Genomic DNA, 16729 nt, shown 5'->3' with positions numbered 1-16729 from the left:
CGGTCGTTTCATGGTGAAGGTCAGCGCAAATTTTTCCCCTCGATACCCGGAATTCTAAACAATGGCCATCGAACGTTACAATCCTCGCGACGCCGAGCCGCGCTGGCAGCAGAAATGGAACGAAGACAAGGTTTTCGTGACCGACAACAGCGATCCGCGCGAGAAATATTACGTTCTGGAGATGTTTCCCTATCCGTCGGGACGCATCCACATGGGCCATGTCCGCAACTATGCCATGGGCGACGTCGTCGCCCGCTACAAGCGCGCCCGCGGTTTCAACGTCCTGCATCCGATGGGCTGGGACGCCTTCGGCATGCCTGCCGAAAACGCCGCCATGCAGAACAAGGTTCACCCGAAGGACTGGACCTACCAGAACATCGCCACCATGCGCGGTCAGCTGAAATCCATGGGCCTGTCGCTGGACTGGACCCGCGAATTCGCCACCTGCGACGTGGAATATTACCACCGCCAGCAGGCGCTGTTCGTCGATTTCATGGAAAAGGGCCTGGTCTATCGCAAGCAGTCCAAGGTCAACTGGGACCCGGTCGACCATACGGTTCTCGCCAATGAGCAGGTGATCGACGGTCGCGGCTGGCGCTCCGGGGCGCTGGTCGAACAGCGCGAGCTGACGCAATGGTTCTTCCGCATCACCGATTTCAGCCAGGACCTGCTGGACGAGCTGGACACGCTGGACCAATGGCCGGAAAAAGTGCGCCTGATGCAGAAGAACTGGATCGGCCGCTCCGAAGGCCTGTCACTGCGTTGGCAGACGGTTGCCGGGACAGTGCCGGAAGGTTTCTCCGACATCACCGTCTATACGACACGGCCGGACACGCTGTTCGGTGCATCCTTCCTGGCAATCGCCGCCGACCATCCGCTGGCGAGAGAACTGTCCGCGAACAACCCGGCGATTGCCGAGTTCTGCGACGAATGCCGCCGCCATGGCACCTCGCTCGCAGCGCTCGAAACGGCTGAAAAGAAGGGCATCGATACCGGCGTCAAGGTCGTGCACCCGCTGCATCCCAGCTGGGAACTGCCGGTCTATGTCGCCAACTTCGTGCTGATGGACTATGGCACCGGCGCGATCTTCGGCTGCCCGTCGGGTGACCAGCGCGATCTGGATTTCGCCCGCAAATACGGCCTGCCGGTCGTGGCCGTCGTCGCCCCTGAAGGCCCCGATGCTGCAAACTTCACCATCGATGATACCGCCTTCACCGATGACGGCGTGATGATCAATTCCGGCTTCCTGAACGGCATGAAGACGGCTGACGCCTTTGAGGCGATGGCGCAGAAGCTTTCTGCGCAGACGCTGGGCAACACGCCGCAGGCCGAGCGCAAGGTCAATTTCCGCCTGCGCGACTGGGGCATTTCCCGCCAGCGTTATTGGGGTTGCCCGATCCCGGTCATCCATTGCGAAGTCTGCGGTGTGGTGCCTGTTCCGAAAAAGGACCTGCCGGTCAAGCTGCCCGACGACGTGACTTTCGACGTGCCCGGCAACCCGCTGGACCGGCACCCCACCTGGCGTCATGTCTCCTGCCCGCAATGCGGCCATGACGCGCGCCGCGAAACCGACACGATGGATACCTTCGTCGATTCCAGCTGGTATTACACCCGCTTCACCGCGCCGTGGGAAGACGCACCCACCGATCCGAAGGTCGCCAATCACTGGCTGCCGGTTGACCAGTATATCGGCGGCATCGAGCACGCGATCCTGCATCTGCTCTATTCGCGCTTCTTCACCCGCGCCATGCGCGAAACCGGCCATGTCGGCGTCAAGGAACCCTTCAAGGGTCTGTTCACGCAGGGCATGGTGGTGCACGAGACCTATAGCCACGGCGAAGGCACCGCACGCGAATGGGTGCCGCCGGCCGAACTCAGGATCGAGGAAAACGACGGCACGCGCCGCGCCTTCCTGCTCTCTTCCGGCGAAGAGGTGAAGATCGGCTCCATCGAAAAGATGTCGAAGTCGAAGAAGAACGTGGTCGACCCCGACGATATCATCGCATCATACGGCGCCGATACCGCACGCTTCTTCGTGCTGTCGGACTCTCCACCCGATCGTGACGTCATCTGGTCCGAAGCCGGGGTGGAAGGTGCAAACCGATTCGTCCAGCGTGTCTGGCGCATCATCGGCGAAGCGGCGGAAGAGCTGAGAACCGTCCAACCGAAGCCTGCGACCGAAGGCGAAGGGCTGGCGGCCTCCAAGGCGGCCCACAAGACGCTGAAGGCCGTTCAGGAAGATCTGGACAAGCTCGCCTTCAACAAGGCCATCGCCCGCATCTACGAACTGGTCAATGCGCTGGCCGGTCCGCTCGCCGATGTTGCTTCTGGCGGCAAGCCTGACGACGTCAAGGCCGCCGCGCGCGACGCCGTCGAAATCCTCATCCGCATCATCGCCCCCATGACGCCGCATCTGGCGGAAGAATGCTGGTCCGCACTGGGCAATACGGGCCTCGTCGCCCAGACGCCGTGGCCAAGCTTCGTCGCTTCGCTGGTCGAGGAAAACGATGTGGTCATGCCCGTGCAGGTCAACGGCAAGAAGCGTGGCGAATTGACAATCGCGCGCGATGCGGATCAAGATGCGGTCCGAACGGCCGCCCTTGCGCTGGATGCCGTCAAATCCATTCTTGCCGGTGGCGAGCCCAAGAAAGTCATCGTGGTTCCGCAGAGGATTGTGAACATTGTTGTCTGACGTTTTTTCAAGATGGAGCCGCGTCGCGGCAGCGATTTCCGTCGTGACGATGGCTGGTCTTCTGGCAGGCTGCCAGGTGCGCCCGCTTTATGGGGAGGCTTCCGGAACCAAGGAGAGGCTGGCGGCCGTCAGCATCTCCGAGACCGGTGGCAGAGTCGGGCAGGAAGTCCGCAATCAGTTGATCTTTCTGATGTCCGGCGGCGCTGGCGAACCCGCCACGGCGCAATATAACGTCAAGATTTCCGTAAGCTCGAGCGCCACCTCAACGGAAGTGCAGAATTACGACCTGACGACCCGCGCGAACAACAATTACGATGGCCCTTACCCTGGTCGTGTCGTGATGAGCGGTCAATATGTGCTGACGCGCGTTTCCGACGGTCAAATCCTGCGCTCCGCACGGCGTAGCGTGACGGCGCAGGTGGACCTGCCGCAGCAGGAATTCGCCAAGATCCGGGCAACTCGCGACGCCGAGAACCGTGCGGCCCGGGAACTGGCTGAAATCATCCGCACCGATATCGCCGCCACGCTCGGCCGCTGAGAGCGGCGGCCGTGACGGAGATAAAGTCCCATGAATTTGAGCGCTTCGCCGAAAATCCGGCGGAGCGCTTTCGCGTTTTCGTCCTTTACGGCCCGGATCGCGGTCTCGTGTCGGAACGCGCGGGCGTCATCGCCAAAAAGACCGGTATAGATCCCGATGACGCTTTCGCATCGCTGAAACTGAGCGCATCCGATCTGCAGGGCGACCCGGGCCGTCTGCTCGACGAAGTGAATGCCATCGGCCTTTTCGGTGGCGAAAAACTCGTCTGGGTCAAAGGTGCTTCGGCCGAAAAGGCGCTGGTGGATGCACTCCAGATTCTTGCCGAGACACCGCCGGAAGCGAGCTTCCTCATCATCGAAGCAGGCGACATCAAGAAGGGTACGGGACTGCGCAAGATCGCAGAACCGGCGCGCTCCATCGCTGCGATTCCCTGTTATGCCGACGATGCGCGCTCATTGAACGCATTGATCGATCAGGAACTCTCCGCCGATAATCTGCGCATTGCGCCAGCCGCAAGACAGAGGCTAATCGAATCCCTGGGTGGTGACCGCATCGCCTCGCGCAACGAAATCCGCAAGCTGGCGCTCTATTGCCGCGGAGCCGACGTGGTCGAGGAAGACGATGTGCTGGCGATCATCGGAGACGCCAGCACGGTTTCCGCAGACGATGCCGTCGACGCCATTCTGAAAGGCGACAGAAACGCCTTTTTCCACGCGACGCAGAAGATCGTCTCTTCGAAGACCCCGATCTTTCTTGTGCTCCAGGGGTGCCTCAAGCAATTCCAGTTGCTCGACCAGATGCGGGCCGAAATGGATGAGAAAAAACTGCAGGCCGGTCAGGTCATGCAGACACTTGGACGCCACATCCATTTCCGCAGAAAACCCATCATTGAAAGAGCACTGCGAACCTGGCAGCCAGCGGCGATCGCCCGCGAGATGAACCGTCTGCAGGCCGCCATCCTGCAAAGCCGTCAGCGGCAGAGCCTGGAGGAAAGCGTGGCCCTTCTGACATTGCTGTCGACCACGCTGCAATCCGGCCGCGGTGGATGAGGCCCAGAAAAAAGCCCTCGCGCTGCTGCTGCGAGGGCTTTTTAAATCATGGTTTCGCGGTCAGTCCGTAAAAACTCAGTCGCCCTGTCCTGGCTCGGCGGAGAAATAGAGTTCGAGCTTGCCTTCGACACCGTCCATTTCCTTGGCTTCCGGCATCGGGTCGCGCTTGATCGTGATATTAGGCCAGATTGCCGCATATTCCGCATTGAGCTTCAGCCATTTGTCGAGACCCGGCTCCGTATCGGGCTTGATGGCTTCGGCGGGACATTCCGGTTCGCACACACCGCAATCGATGCATTCATCGGGATTGATCGCGAGGAAATTTTCGCCCTCGTAAAAGCAGTCGACGGGGCAGACCTCAACGCAATCGGTATATTTGCAGCGGATGCAATTGTCGGTCACGACATATGTCATGATGAACTCCAGAATATGCAGGCCGGGTCTGTGGGCTTCGGAACACAAGCCGTCGCCCGGAATTCAGACAGGGCAATTTCGCAAGTGACGTAATGCCTTTGCTTACAGATAGCAAGGATAAACAATTCTGAAAAAGGGGTGCGACCTAGAGGTTTATTCTAATCTTTGCTTCCGTCGCTGTCAGACAGAAACCTGTCGAGCGCCCTGCGCTCTTTTTTGGTGGGACGCCCGCTGCCCGGCTGACGCAATGCCTGCTCGAGAGGTGTCAGCCTGTCGGAAGGTTCCCGTGGCGGCGTCTCGTCATCATAGAGAAGTCGGGCTTCCTCATAGGGTCCACGCCGTGTTCCGCCGGACTTGACGACGAGCACCTTGTCCATCCGCTCGAAGCCGATCTCCAGCCTGTCGCCCGCCTTCACCACATGGCTGGACTGGCGAATGGCAATACCGTTGACCTTGACGTGGCCCGACTGAATGTAGCTCTGGGCAAGCGAACGGGATTTGGCCATGCGGGCAAAGAACAGCCACTTGTCCAGACGCTGACGCGCGCTTTCCAGTGGCTGTTCGTTGCTTCCCATGGGCTTACTTCTTCAGCTGCTCCTTGAGAGCAGCGAGCTTTGCGAAAGGCGAATCCGGATCGAGCGGCTTTTCCTTGCGCGGCGGCTTGGCTTCGAAGCGCTGCTGACCCTGCGGCTTACCACCACGGTCATTGCGTTCCGGCCGGTCCTTGCGCTCTCCGCGATCATGACGATCATTGTTGCGGTTGTTGCCACGGTCCGGACGGCCGCCATCGCGCTTGCGCTCGCCGTCGCCACTGCGATTGGCAGCTTCGCGGTTTGCACCATCACGATTGTCGCGACGACCTTCGCCACGACGCTCGCCCTGTTCACGCGCTCCTTCACCACGGCCCTGACCGCGATTGCCGGGACGACGGTTTTCGCCACGCTGATTTTCGTTGCGACCACCCGGACGCCACAGAAGAACGGGCTTGGGCTCGGCGGCCTCAGCGCTTTCCGGCGCAGCCTCGGCTGCGACAGCCTCTTCGCCTGCAGCCTCCGCAACCGGCGCCTCGACAGCTTCGCCTTCGACAGCAGCAGCCGTCTCGGACACCTGTTCTTCGGAAGCCGGCTCGTGTTCCTCGGTCTCGACGCTTTCCTCTTCAGCTGTCGCCGCTTCTGCGACAGCCGGAGCAGAGGCACCGGCGTGGCTGGCGAGGAAGGCCTGCGCCTCTTCCGCCGTCACCTGATCGGCGCGGTAACCGAGGCCCTTCAGAATTTCTTCCATGTCATCGAGCGTCGCGCCGAGAATGGAAAGCATGGCGGTCGTGGTCGTGAAACGGCGACCGTCATAGGCGCCTTCCGGGCGCGGCTGCTGACCGGGTTTCCACTGCAGCAGCGGGCGGATGAGATCGGCCAGACGCTCGAGAATGTCGATACGCACGGCGCGCTTTCCGAGGAAACGGAAACCGGCGAGCTTGTAGAACATGCGCTCGAAGCTGGCATCCGTGACGACCGAGGTACGGCCTGCGGCCAGCACCGGAATGAGATCGCCGTAACCCGGCTTGCCGAGACCGTCATTCTTCAAAGCCCAGAGCAGCGTTACAAGCTCCGCCGGGGCGGGCTTGAGAAGCGCAGGCAGGAAAACGTGATAGGCGCCGAAACGCACGCCGTAACGGCGCATCGAAGCGCGCGCGTCCTGATCGAGAGACTTCACGTCCTCGGCAACGTCGCGGCGGAACAGCACGCCAAGATTTTCCACGAGCTGGAACGCCAGACCCTTCGCCAGACCCTGAAGGTCTTCGGCGCGGGAAATATCGTCCAGCGGCTTCAGCACTGTCGCAATCTGATGATTGACGAAACGCTCGACGCGCGCCAGCGCGTGATCACGGGCATTGCCGTTCAGCTGCTCGTCGGCAAGCAGGATCACCCGTGGCTTCATGATGTTGTCGCCGGCCGAAAGGCGGGCAACCGGTTCGCCCAACCAGCGAACCAGACCATCGGAGCTCAAAGCGAGATCGCCATTTCCACTGGCATGCAGACGCGCGGCACGCGCCTCGAATTCGAGCGCGAGCGCCTTCTGCGCCGCAGCCTGCACGGCCTTCTGATCCGGCCCTTCCATTCCCGGCACCGGCGTGAACCGGAACCCGGCCAACTGGCCGACGTGATGGCCTTCTACGAAGACATCACCATTTACACTGATTTCAGCTTCAAGCATCGCATTCTCTCTCAGGCGCCTCATGAGCACAGATGTCCTGCGATCAACAAAGCGTTTCGTCAACCTTTCATGTAGCGCATCGGACAATCGATCCTCGATTTCCCGAGTCTTTTCTTGCCAGTGTGTCGGATCGGCAAGCCATCCTGGGCGGTTCGATACATAAGTCCATGTTCTGATCTGCGCAATCCTCGCAGACAAGGTATCGATTTCTCCATCCGTCCGGTCGGCGCGGCGCACCTGCTCGGCCATGAAATCCTCGTTCACCGCCCCGCGTTTCACGAGGTCGAAATAGAGCGTGGAGATCAGGTCCGCATGCTGGGCAGGGGCAATGCGGCGATAGTCGGGAAGCGCGCACGCCTCCCAGAGTTTTTCCACCCGCGAATCGGTCGTCGTCACATCGATGATCTCGGGATAACGCGACAGATATTCCAGCGCCTGCTGGTCGATGGCCGGCAGGGCGCGCGAAAGTCCCTGGATCGCCGGCGCGGCATCGAGGCTCAGACGCAGATTGGCGATGGAGGAAAAATCGAAATTTTTCGTCCGCCACTGCAGAACCTTCACCGCATCGAACTGATGGGTTTCGATCCGCTCCACCAGCTCGTCATCGAACGGATCGACACGCCCCGTCACGCCGAATGTGCCATCGCGAAGATGGCGGCCGGCGCGGCCGGCGATCTGGCCGATCTCGCCCGGATTGAGATTACGGAACTGATAGCCGTCGAATTTGCGGTCCTGCGCAAAGGCGACATGGTCGACATCGAGGTTGAGACCCATGCCGATGGCGTCCGTCGCCACCAGATATTCGACGTCGCCGGATTGGTAGAGCCCTACCTGCGCATTGCGCGTGCGCGGCGAAAGCGCGCCCAGCACCACGGCAGCGCCACCGCGCTGGCGGCGCACCAGCTCTGCGATGGCATAGACCTCATCGGCGGAAAAGGCGACGATCGCCGTGCGTTGCGGCAGCCGGGTGATCTTCTTCTGTCCCGCATAAAAAAGCTGCGACAGACGCGGGCGTTCCACAACGGTAATTCCCGGCAGCAGCTTTTCGAGGATCGGGCGCATCGTGCCGGCGCCAAGCAGTAGCGTTTCCTCCCGCCCGCGCAGATGCAGCACCCGGTCGGTGAAGATATGCCCGCGTTCGAGATCGCCCGCCAGCTGCACCTCGTCGATCGCGACGAAGGCGGCCGTCGTCTCGCGCGGCATGGCTTCCACCGTGCAGACGGAATATTTGGCCTTGGGCGGTGCGATTTTTTCTTCGCCGGTAATCAGCGCCACATTCGGCGCACCCACCTTTTCAACGAGACGGGTATAGACCTCCCGCGCCAGAAGACGCAATGGAAGGCCAATGACACCGCTGCCATGCGCGACCATCCGCTCGATCGCGTAATGGGTCTTGCCGGTATTGGTGGGGCCGAGAACGGCCGTGACACCGCGGCCGCTCAGGATCATGGGGCGAAAATTCAACGTACTATCCGCGAATCGACTTCATCTGCTTGCCGTGCACCCGCCATTGCCGATGGGGCCGCACGCACCACACATGGCAACGCCCGAAGACAAAGGCAATAGGCCTCACCCGCAAAGTGGCGCAGGGCGACCCACCGACGGAATTTTCTTTTCAGATTCAGTCAGTTGAACAAACAAAAAGAATCCGGCGAAAATGAAATCGATTCGGTTGCGGAACAGTCTGCGAACGAATCGAATACGAATCGCTGACTCGACGGGATTCAGCTTTTGTTCTCCGCAATATCTGGTTGGCCGGGGCGCAGACCATACCAGATTATGAATCCGGATAAGTCCTTGGCCGGATTCGACTTTACGGCAAAACCTCCGGGCAGGAAATCCCGGAATCGGCTGTCAAGCGGCAATCCCGGAAAAGCCGATCCGAAACATGCACGAAGGGTCGGATCAGAGCGCCTCGCCGGCAAGCAGACGCGGCGCATTCGCATCCGTCGTGCCGGCGGCCTGACCGATGAAATAGGATTTGAGACCCGGCAAACGATCCACGACACCGAGACCGAAATCACGCATGATACGGATGGGGCCAATATCGTTGGAGAAAAGCCGGTTCAGCACATCCGTCGTCACGCCCATCCGCAACGTGTCGAACCGCCGCCAGGACTGATAACGCTCCAGAACGTTGAGCGAACCGATATCGAGGCCGAGACGGTCGGCCTCGACCACGGTTTCGGCGAGAGCCGCCACGTCCTTGAAGCCAAGATTGAGGCCCTGCCCGGAAATCGGGTGAATGCCGTGCGCCGCATCACCCGCAAGCGCGAAACGCGGCGCGACGAAAGAGCGTGCCAGCGTCAGACCCAATGGGAAGGCGCGGCGGGAGCCGACCGGACGAAGAGGACCGAGCTTGTGACCGAACCGGCGCTCCAGTTCTTCCTCGAACACCAGATCGTCGGAGGCTACCAGCCTGTCGGCATCGGCCGTGCGTTCGGTCCAGACGAGCGAAGAGCGATTTCCCTTCAGCGGCAGGATGGCGAAGGGGCCCGATGGCAGGAAATGCTCCTCGGCGCAGCCCTCATGCGGCCGCTCATGCTCAACGGTCGTCACGATACCGGACTGATCGTAAGCCCAGTGCACGGTCTTGATGCCAGCCATGTCCCTGAGCGCGGAGCGAACGCCGTCACAGGCAATCAGCAGTCGCGCTTCAAGCGTCGACCCGTCGGAAAGGCGAATGGCCGTCGACTGTGGACCCGCGGTAAAATCGGAAACACTGAGACCGTGACGGATTTTTATGCCAAGGCGCTCGCACAGGCCTCGCAACGCGCCCACCAGAGCGACGTTCGGAACCATATGGGCAAACGGCCTGCCTTCTTCCACGGCGCCGTCGAAAGTCAGGAACACGGGACGCACCGGATCGGCGGTCTTCGAATCGGTGACGATCATCTTGTGTATCGGCTGGGCTTCCGGCTCGATCTCGTTCCATATGCCGAAAACATCGAGCATCCGGGTGGCTGCCGCGATGATGGCGGAAGCGCGAACGTCCTTCGCCCAGACATCCTCGGGAGAGGCCTCTACCACCTGCACATCAAGATGCCGGGCCGCCTGCTTGATTGCGACAGCAACGGAAAGACCGACATATCCGCCGCCTGCCACCACTATGTCCAGCATCGCGCTTCTCCTCAAATCTTGTGCACGCATCATCGGCGCACTATAGACCATGTGACGTCTTCCTACAGCCGGAGCAGGCCGAAAAAATGTCGCATCCCTCGCAAACGTCAGACCCGATGGCCAATCTCATCGCCACGCTCGATCTTGAGAAGCTGGAAGAGAACCTGTTCCGGGGCGAAAGCCCACAGATCGGCTGGCAGCGAGTTTTCGGAGGCCAGGTCATCGCGCAGGCCCTGATCGCCGCGCAGAGGACCGTGGATGAAGACCGTTTCGTGCATTCGCTGCATGCCTATTTCATGCGCCCCGGCGATCCGCTGGTGCCTATCGTTTACCAGGTGGAACGCATCCGCGACGGCGCGAGCTTCTGCACACGCCGTGTGGTCGCCATCCAGCATGGCAAGGCCATTTTTTCCATGTCGGCCTCGTTTCAGATTTTCGAGGACGGTTTCGACCATCAGATCAAAATGCCTGACGTGACGCCGCCTGAAAAACTGATGAGCGAGGAGCAGATGCAGGCGGCGTTTCTTGCCAAGGCGCCTGCTTCTATCCGCAAATACTGGAGTAACAAGCGGCCGATAGAGATACGGCCGGTATCGCTGACCCACTATATCTCCAAGGAAAAACTCGAACCGCAGCAGGATATCTGGGTCCGCGCCGTCGGCGATGTGCCCGATGATCCGCGCCTGCAATCGGCCATTCTCGCCTATTTGTCGGATATGACCCTTCTCGACACCTCGCTCTACGCCCATGGCACGACCATCTTCGATCCCTCGATTCAGGTGGCGAGCCTCGATCACGCCATGTGGTTCCACCGCCCCTGCCGGCTGGACGACTGGCTGCTCTACACACAGGACAGCCCCAGCGCTTCCGGCGCACGCGGTTTGACCCGTGGCAATATTTTCACCAGACAGGGTGAACTGGTCGCCTCCGTGGCGCAGGAGGGTTTGATCCGCAAAAGGGCAAATGATTAAATAGTGTGCTTTTTCTGAAAATCGCACATTTAATAGACGCAAATTTTGGCGACAAATGCCCCTTTTTCAGACGCCCTTCATATAAGTTTTATATTTCAATACGTTAGATACACACTCAAAACTGGCACGCCCTTTGAATGTATGTCCGCAGTCGCTGTTACTGATCTGCCAGCGGCAGGAGAGTCGGCTCCGTGCCGAGGACAAAACAAAGGATGGGAAACCAGATGAAAATTGTGATGGCCATTATCAAGCCGTTCAAGCTGGATGAAGTGCGCGAAGCGCTCACCGGCGTCGGCATCCAGGGCCTGACCGTGACCGAGGTAAAGGGTTACGGACGCCAGAAGGGGCATACCGAGATTTATCGCGGCACGGAATATGCGGTGAGCTTCCTTCCCAAGCTGAAGATCGAGATCGCAGTTCCATCCGACGTCGTCGACAAGGCTGTCGAAGCGATCGCGTCTGCGGCAAAGACCGGGCAGATCGGTGACGGCAAGATCTTCGTCTACTCTATCGAACAGGCCGTGCGCATCCGTACCGGCGAAACCAACACAGAAGCGCTTTGAAGCACGGCTGACAGGGGAGTTTTCTAGCTATGCAACTCAACAAGTTTTCAACGCTCGGCAAGCTGGGCGCCGCAGCGGCGGCCCTGATGGCTCCGGCCATCGCCTTTGCCCAGGACGCCGCGCCGGCAGCAGCCGCAGCGCCCGTTCCGGAAAAAGCCGACACCGCATTCATGTATGTCGCGACGATCCTCGTACTTTTCATGATCATTCCGGGCCTCGCCCTGTTTTACGGCGGTCTCGTCCGCACCAAGAACATGCTCTCCGTTCTCATGCAGTGCACGGTCATCGGCGCAGTCATGATGCTCGTCTGGGTCATCTACGGTTACTCCTTCGCCTTTGGCGGCGGCACCGGCCCTTATTTCGGCGGTTTCGGCAAGCTGTTCCTGTCGGGCGTTTCGCTTGACAGCACCTCGGCAACCTTCTCCCAGGGCGTCGTGATCTACGAATATACCTTCATCGCCTTCCAGATGACCTTCGCGGCCATCACACCGGCGCTGATCATCGGCGCATTCGCAGAACGCGTCAAATTCTCCGCCGTCATCCTCTTCACCATCCTGTGGGCCACCTTCGTCTATTTCCCGATCGCTCACATGGTCTGGGATGCAAACGGCCTGATCTTCGGCATGGGCGCTCTCGACTTCGCCGGCGGCACCGTGGTTCACATCAATGCCGGTATCGCAGGCCTGATCGGTGCGATCATGGTCGGCAAGCGTACCGGCTTCGGCAAGGACATGATGGCCCCCCACTCGATGACGCTGACGCTGGTCGGTGCAGCCATGCTGTGGTTTGGCTGGTTCGGCTTCAACGCCGGTTCCAACCTCGAAGCATCGGGCGGTGCGGTTCTCGCAACCATGAACACCTTCCTCGCAACCGCAGCCGCCATCGTTTCCTGGTCGCTGGTTGAAAGCTTCACCCGCGGCAAGGCCTCCATGCTGGGCGCCGCTTCGGGCATGATCGCCGGTCTCGTCGCCGTCACGCCTGCCGCCGGCTCCGTCGGCCCGATGGGCGCCATCGTTCTCGGCCTCATCGTCTCGCCGATCTGCTACTTCTTCGTCTCCGTGGTGAAGAACAAATTCGGCTATGACGACACTGCCGACGTCTTCGGCGTCCACGGCATCGGCGGCATCATCGGCGCTCTCGGCACCGGCATCTTCACCTCGCCGCTGCTTGGCGGCACAGGCAAGGAAGACTTCTCCATCGCCTCGCAGGTCTGGACGCAGTTCGTCGCCGTCGCCATCACCATCGTCTGGTGCGCCATCGTCTCCGCGATCCTCTACAAGATCGTTGACGTGATCGTTGGTCTGCGTGTTCCGGTCGAAGCCGAACGCGAAGGCCTCGACCTCGCAACCCACGGCGAAGCCGCCTACCACTCCTGATATCCGGGAAAAGGGGTTCTCCATCCCCTCTCCCAAAAGAAGGCCCGCTCCGGCGGGCCTTTTTCTTTGCCGTAAAGCCGAAGCGCCTCAAAAAACCGCATGGTTAACACGACATTAACCAGCAAGCGGTTAGTTTTCCCTGTCAATCCGGGATCAGGTCTCCTGCCGGATCTTGCCGAAACCATAAAACGACGGGTTCAGGGACATGGGCAGAATGCATTCTCCGACATTCGATGGTCGTCACACGCGCTTCGTGTTGACGGCGTTTTTCGTGCGTCAGATCATGGCTCTCGCCGGTTTCGCTCTGCTGGCCACGATTGCACTGGGCATCGCCGCGCTCGCGACATGGAATGTCGCGGATCCGAGCCTCTCCTACGCGACAGGAAACCAGCCCACCAATCTTCTGGGCTACGGCGGTGCGATTTTCGCCGATATCGTGATGCAATTCCTCGGGCTTTCCGCAATCATTTCGCTCCTACCCGTCATCGCCTGGGCGATCGCGCTGATCGCCGGCCGCAAATTCCACCGCATACCCGTTCGCCTCGTGGCCTGGGTCGCAGGCGCCATCGTCTGCGCCGCCTCGCTCGGCTGTTTTCCGGCCCCCGTGACATGGCCGCTGCCGAACGGCATCGGCGGCGTCATCGGTGACATGATCCTGCGTTTTCCCGCCCTTTTCATCGGCGCTTACCCCACCGGCACGATTGCCACGGTACTCGGTGTCATATTTGCCGCGCCTGCCGCATGGCTGATGCTGTTTGCCGCCGGTATCGTTGGCGGTCTGGATGATGAGCTGGAACGCGAAGAAGCCGCTCCCGTCGCCACCAGCAAAGCCCGCGCCGCCCGTGAGGCCGAAGAGGATGACGAAGACGACGGCGAGGGTTTCTTCGCCAATATGCTCGCCTTCGGCGCACTGGCGCATTACTGGTACATCACCCAGGCGCGCCTGCGCCGCCTGTTCGGCCTGAAGTCTAAATCCCTGCACGACGAATTCGAGCATCCTTACGACTTCAACGAATATGAATTCGGCACGCTGAACGAACCCTCGCGCCTCAAGACCGCGATTAACCGCCTCGACCAGCGCGCAGAGCCGTCTTTCGAAGAACGCGCCGCATCGCGTCGCCAGATGTCTCCTCCCTCCATCGCGCTAGATCATGACGAGGACATGGATGACGAACAACCCTTCGATGCGGATGGACGCCGGCTGCCGAACGGCATTCTCTCCGACGACGAGTCCGACCAGAAATTCACGGCCCGACAGGCGCCGGGACGCGGGCAGCCCAGAATAACCGCCCCTTCCGCACGCCCGAAGCCCAGCGAGCGCGTGGCAAGGGAGGCGCAGGCCTCTTTCATCGCCGCAGACGGTTTCCAGCTGCCCACAGTCCATCTCCTGGCGGAGCCGAAGAATGTCGTTCGCGACAATATGCTGAGCGAGGAAGTGCTGGAACAGAACGCCCGCCTTCTGGAAGGCGTTCTCGAGGATTTCGGCGTCAAGGGCGAAATCATTCATGTCCGCCCCGGCCCGGTCGTCACGCTCTACGAACTGGAACCGGCACCCGGCATCAAATCCTCGCGCGTCATCGGCCTTGCCGATGACATCGCCCGCTCCATGAGCGCGATCGCCGCCCGTGTCGCCGTCGTTCCCGGCCGCAATGCCATCGGCATCGAACTGCCGAACCAGACGCGCGAAACCGTGTTCCTGCGGGAACTGATCGGCAGCCGCGATTTCGAAAACAGCAAGGCCAAGCTCGCCATGGCGCTCGGCAAGACCATCGGCGGCGAACCCGTCATTGCCGATCTTGCCAAGATGCCGCATCTGCTCGTCGCCGGCACCACCGGTTCGGGTAAGTCGGTCGCCATCAACACCATGATCCTGTCGCTGCTTTACCGTATGTCGCCGGAACAGTGCCGCCTGATCATGATCGACCCGAAAATGCTCGAACTGTCGATCTATGACGGCATTCCGCATCTGCTCTCTCCCGTCGTTACCGATCCGAAAAAGGCCGTCGTGGCGCTGAAATGGACAGTGCGCGAGATGGAAGAGCGCTACAAGAAGATGTCGAAGATCGGCGTGCGCAATATCGACGGCTTCAACAGCCGCGTACAGCAGGCGCTCGACAAGGGCGAAATCCTTACCCGCACGGTGCAGACCGGTTTCGACCGGCAGACCGGCGAGGCGATCTACGAGACGGAAGAATTCGATCTGAAGCCCCTGCCCTATATCGTCGTCATCATCGACGAGATGGCCGACCTGATGATGGTCGCCGGCAAGGACATCGAAGGCGCGGTGCAGCGCCTGGCGCAGATGGCGCGCGCCGCCGGCATCCATGTCATCATGGCCACCCAGCGCCCCTCCGTCGACGTCATCACCGGCACGATCAAGGCAAACTTCCCGACCCGCATCTCCTTCCAGGTGACGTCGAAGATCGACAGCCGCACCATCCTTGGAGAGCAGGGCGCCGAGCAGCTGCTCGGCATGGGTGATATGCTCTATATGGCAGGCGGCGGGCGCATCCAGCGCGTGCACGGTCCTTTCGTCTCCGACAACGAGGTGGAAGAGATCGTCGCCTATCTGAAGACACAGGGAGCCCCGGAATATCTGGAAGCGATTACCGAGGAAGACGACGAGGAAGGCAATGGCGGCGGCCCAGCCGGCGCCGGCAGTTTCTCCGATTCCGAGGACCCTTACGATCAGGCCGTAGCCGTCGTGCTTCGCGATGGCAAAGCCTCCACCTCCTATGTGCAGCGGCGTCTCGGCATCGGCTATAACCGCGCCGCCTCGCTGATCGAGCGCATGGAGCAGGAGGGCATTATCGGCCCCGCCAACCACGCCGGAAAACGCGAAATACTCGTACCGACGGAAGCAGACATCATCGAGCGGTAACGTCCGCAACCAAGCGGGGCTGATAGACGTTATTCCACGCTTTCAACGTCATGAAGCCGCCGCCTTTTATGCGGACAATCGCTGCGATGAAGGAGAATAGAATGAACGACCTCACCACCGGCGAAACGGCCAACGCAAACACACCGCAAAACGGCGTGACGCGTCGTGGCGTGCTGACGGCATTTTCCATGGCCGCAATCATGGCCGGCCTGTCGCCGCTTGACGCCTTTGCCCAGGCGGCCGGCAATACGGCGACAGCACAGAAAATCGCCAACCACTTCTCGTCGGTCAAAACCATGATGGGGGAATTCGTCCAGTTCGGCCCACGCGGGGAACAGACCGGCGGCAAATTCTACATCGAACGCCCCGGCAAACTCCGGTTCAATTATGAAGACCCCTCGCCCATGCGGGTTATCGCCGACGGCAAGAACGTCGTCATCGGCAATATGAAGCTGAAGACCTGGGATCTTTATCCGCTTTCCAAGACGCCGCTCAGCCTGCTTCTGTCCGACAAGATCGATCTCGGCAACCAGAAGGTTCGCAACGTCAAGGAAGAATCGGACCTGACCACCATCGTGCTGGGCGACAAGAGCGTCTTCGGCGATTCCACCATTACCCTGATGTTCGATCCGAAGACCTTCGATCTGAGGCAATGGACCACGACCGACGCCCAGAACAAGGACACGACCGTCATGATCTTCAACGTCCAGACCGGCGTGAACCTCGATGAACGCGTCTTCAACATCAATTACGAGGAAGTTCGCAAAGGCGGCTGAGGCTTTAAGCCCCAAGGAGTTCTTCGAAAGGCGACCCTGCGGTTGCCTTTTTCATTTTACCGCTAAAATACATTCCCGTTTTCGTCACGATGTTATAAGCCTGCGCCCCGGAAACATGTCCTGGGCCAAGCGGCTCGC

General features: G+C 60.4%; 12 protein-coding genes. 8 read left to right on the top strand and 4 right to left on the bottom strand.

The genetic code is table 11. From position 1 onward, the window contains the following. Positions 1 to 61: 61 nt before the first annotated feature. Genes leuS through holA form a run of 3 tightly spaced genes read left to right on the top strand, consistent with a single transcriptional unit; the run spans position 62 to position 4279 of the window. Complete coding sequence (leuS, locus tag EM858_RS09125; RefSeq protein WP_127756497.1) at positions 62 to 2692, top strand: leucine--tRNA ligase; 2631 nt, start codon at positions 62 to 64, stop codon at positions 2690 to 2692. Continuing rightward, positions 2685 to 3230, top strand: a complete 546-nt coding sequence (gene lptE, locus EM858_RS09120; RefSeq protein ID WP_164865377.1) for an LPS assembly lipoprotein LptE — start codon at positions 2685 to 2687, stop codon at positions 3228 to 3230. The genes leuS and lptE overlap by 8 nt, the downstream gene beginning before the upstream one ends. 11 nt (positions 3231 to 3241) lie before the next feature. Then, positions 3242 to 4279, top strand: coding sequence for a DNA polymerase III subunit delta (gene holA, locus EM858_RS09115; RefSeq protein WP_127756496.1), 1038 nt, complete (start codon positions 3242 to 3244; stop codon positions 4277 to 4279). Positions 4280 to 4354: 75 nt separating this feature from the next. On the opposite strand, the gene fdxA is transcribed toward holA, so the two are convergent. The 4 genes from fdxA to EM858_RS09090 form a co-directional block, all read right to left on the bottom strand. Further along, positions 4355 to 4693: a ferredoxin FdxA gene (fdxA, locus tag EM858_RS09110; protein ID WP_003520294.1), complete on the bottom strand. Its 339-nt coding sequence runs from the start codon at positions 4691 to 4693 to the stop codon at positions 4355 to 4357. A gap of 158 nt (positions 4694 to 4851) precedes the next feature. Beyond that, complete coding sequence (locus EM858_RS09105) at positions 4852 to 5268, bottom strand: RNA-binding S4 domain-containing protein (RefSeq protein WP_127756495.1); 417 nt, start codon at positions 5266 to 5268, stop codon at positions 4852 to 4854. Between the two features lie 4 nt (positions 5269 to 5272). Further along, complete coding sequence (locus tag EM858_RS09100) at positions 5273 to 8353, bottom strand: helicase-related protein (protein ID WP_127756494.1); 3081 nt, start codon at positions 8351 to 8353, stop codon at positions 5273 to 5275. 456 nt (positions 8354 to 8809) lie between these two features. After that, positions 8810 to 10054, bottom strand: coding sequence for a ubiquinone biosynthesis hydroxylase (locus EM858_RS09090; RefSeq protein ID WP_127756615.1), 1245 nt, complete (start codon positions 10052 to 10054; stop codon positions 8810 to 8812). Positions 10055 to 10110: 56 nt separating this feature from the next. On the opposite strand from EM858_RS09090, the gene tesB reads away from it, so the two are divergent. The 5 genes from tesB to EM858_RS09065 all read left to right on the top strand — a co-directional run bounded on the left by tesB (position 10111) and on the right by EM858_RS09065 (position 16591). Beyond that, positions 10111 to 10995, top strand: a complete 885-nt coding sequence (gene tesB / locus EM858_RS09085; protein ID WP_127756493.1) for an acyl-CoA thioesterase II — start codon at positions 10111 to 10113, stop codon at positions 10993 to 10995. Positions 10996 to 11207: 212 nt separating this feature from the next. Next, on the top strand, positions 11208 to 11558 hold the full coding sequence (locus tag EM858_RS09080) for a P-II family nitrogen regulator (RefSeq protein ID WP_004444057.1): 351 nt from the start codon (positions 11208 to 11210) through the stop codon (positions 11556 to 11558). Positions 11559 to 11587: 29 nt separating this feature from the next. Further along, positions 11588 to 12934, top strand: coding sequence for an ammonium transporter (locus tag EM858_RS09075; RefSeq protein WP_127756492.1), 1347 nt, complete (start codon positions 11588 to 11590; stop codon positions 12932 to 12934). 214 nt (positions 12935 to 13148) lie between these two features. Beyond that, positions 13149 to 15815 (top strand): DNA translocase FtsK, encoded by a 2667-nt coding sequence (locus EM858_RS09070; protein ID WP_164865376.1) that lies wholly within the window; start codon positions 13149 to 13151, stop codon positions 15813 to 15815. A 50-nt stretch (positions 15816 to 15865) separates the two neighbouring features. After that, a complete protein-coding gene (locus EM858_RS09065; protein WP_052025744.1) occupies positions 15866 to 16591 on the top strand; it encodes an outer membrane lipoprotein carrier protein LolA in 726 nt (241 codons plus the stop codon). Positions 16592 to 16729: the final 138 nt, after the last annotated feature.

Source organism: Agrobacterium sp. CNPSo 2736 (assembly GCF_004005385.1).
Taxonomy (GTDB): Bacteria; Pseudomonadota; Alphaproteobacteria; order Rhizobiales; family Rhizobiaceae; genus Agrobacterium; species Agrobacterium leguminum.
This window is presented reverse-complemented; position numbering and strand designations above follow the sequence as displayed.

What these genes read in the sequence shown, in the direction of transcription:
- fdxA (WP_003520294.1), bottom strand. Translation starts at nt 4,693, where the DNA reads ATGACATATGTCGTGACCGACAATTGCATCCGCTGCAAATATACCGAT.
- EM858_RS09090 (WP_127756615.1), bottom strand. Translation starts at nt 10,054, where the DNA reads ATGCGTGCACAAGATTTGAGGAGAAGCGCGATGCTGGACATAGTGGTG.
- EM858_RS09100 (WP_127756494.1), bottom strand. Translation starts at nt 8,353, where the DNA reads ATGATCCTGAGCGGCCGCGGTGTCACGGCCGTTCTCGGCCCCACCAAT.
- EM858_RS09105 (WP_127756495.1), bottom strand. Translation starts at nt 5,268, where the DNA reads ATGGGAAGCAACGAACAGCCACTGGAAAGCGCGCGTCAGCGTCTGGAC.
- EM858_RS09080 (WP_004444057.1), top strand. Translation starts at nt 11,208, where the DNA reads ATGGGAAACCAGATGAAAATTGTGATGGCCATTATCAAGCCGTTCAAG.
- EM858_RS09070 (WP_164865376.1), top strand. Translation starts at nt 13,149, where the DNA reads ATGCATTCTCCGACATTCGATGGTCGTCACACGCGCTTCGTGTTGACG.
- tesB (WP_127756493.1), top strand. Translation starts at nt 10,111, where the DNA reads ATGTCGCATCCCTCGCAAACGTCAGACCCGATGGCCAATCTCATCGCC.
- EM858_RS09065 (WP_052025744.1), top strand. Translation starts at nt 15,866, where the DNA reads ATGAAGCCGCCGCCTTTTATGCGGACAATCGCTGCGATGAAGGAGAAT.
- EM858_RS09075 (WP_127756492.1), top strand. Translation starts at nt 11,588, where the DNA reads ATGCAACTCAACAAGTTTTCAACGCTCGGCAAGCTGGGCGCCGCAGCG.
- leuS (WP_127756497.1), top strand. Translation starts at nt 62, where the DNA reads ATGGCCATCGAACGTTACAATCCTCGCGACGCCGAGCCGCGCTGGCAG.